Consider the following 758-nt stretch of genomic DNA (forward strand, 5'->3'; position numbering starts at 1 on the left):
CTCTTTAGGTAAATCTCGCCAAGGGATACCTGTTCTAAGGCGGTAAAGAATACCTTCGAATGTTTGTCTATGTTCAGGTTTGTCATAAACACGGCCTGTGCTTTTCATTAAATGAAATAGCTTTTCCCAGCGTGCATCGGTTAGCATAAGTCTTGGCATGGCTTGAGGTTATGGTTACTTTTGGCGAAGCAAATTATAACGTCTTGCCATGCTGTCTAAAAATTACTCTCGAAAGATCAACAGACCCTAACTATATTTTTGAGCGGGCATTAAAAGATTTTGCCGATATGAAGGTTGACTCGGGCTTTAGGATTGCGTTTAACGTGGCGCCAGCGTATTGAAAGCTTACGCCAGTTGGGGATTTTAATGGCTATCGATGACTTTGGTACTGGGCAAACAACCTTATCTTTGTTACAAACCATGCCATTGGATTACTTGAAAATCGGTAAGACGTTACTAAAGAATAGCTAATCCGAATCTGGCTAAGAAGAGCCAATTATCTAACAAGGTTTTGTCCGTGCGACCTGAGGTCGTATGAAGCGCTGTTCACAGCGATAAGAGTGAACCATCTGTATCACCAGATGACCCTAAGACTCTGAATAAAGCAGCGAGTCTGACAATGTAACGATATTTGGCTTTATGCCGAATGGGAACAGAATCGTGAGAGGACGTTCTTCCTGATAACCACAATCGGGTAAGTGCTAGGGTGTCAGTATGATGAACGTAAGTGAATCCATATAAGGTGCGTTATACGTGAA

1 protein-coding gene and 1 pseudogene are annotated in these 758 nt (G+C 42.2%); one reads left to right on the top strand and one right to left on the bottom strand.

The window, feature by feature from the left end:
- Positions 1-159 (bottom strand): transposase (locus L5L97_RS22795; RefSeq protein ID WP_263180559.1); only part of this gene is annotated, 159 nt, incomplete at its 3' end.
- Positions 160-248: 89 nt separating this feature from the next.
- On the opposite strand from L5L97_RS22795, the pseudogene L5L97_RS22800 reads away from it, so the two are divergent.
- Positions 249-459 (top strand): annotated as a pseudogene (locus L5L97_RS22800) (EAL domain-containing protein); the annotation flags it as partial.
- Between the last annotated feature and the right edge of the window lie 299 nt (positions 460-758).

Origin of the sequence: Shewanella sp. SM71, assembly GCF_025653905.1 — a bacterium.
GTDB classification, from domain to species: domain Bacteria; phylum Pseudomonadota; class Gammaproteobacteria; order Enterobacterales; family Shewanellaceae; genus Shewanella; species Shewanella oncorhynchi.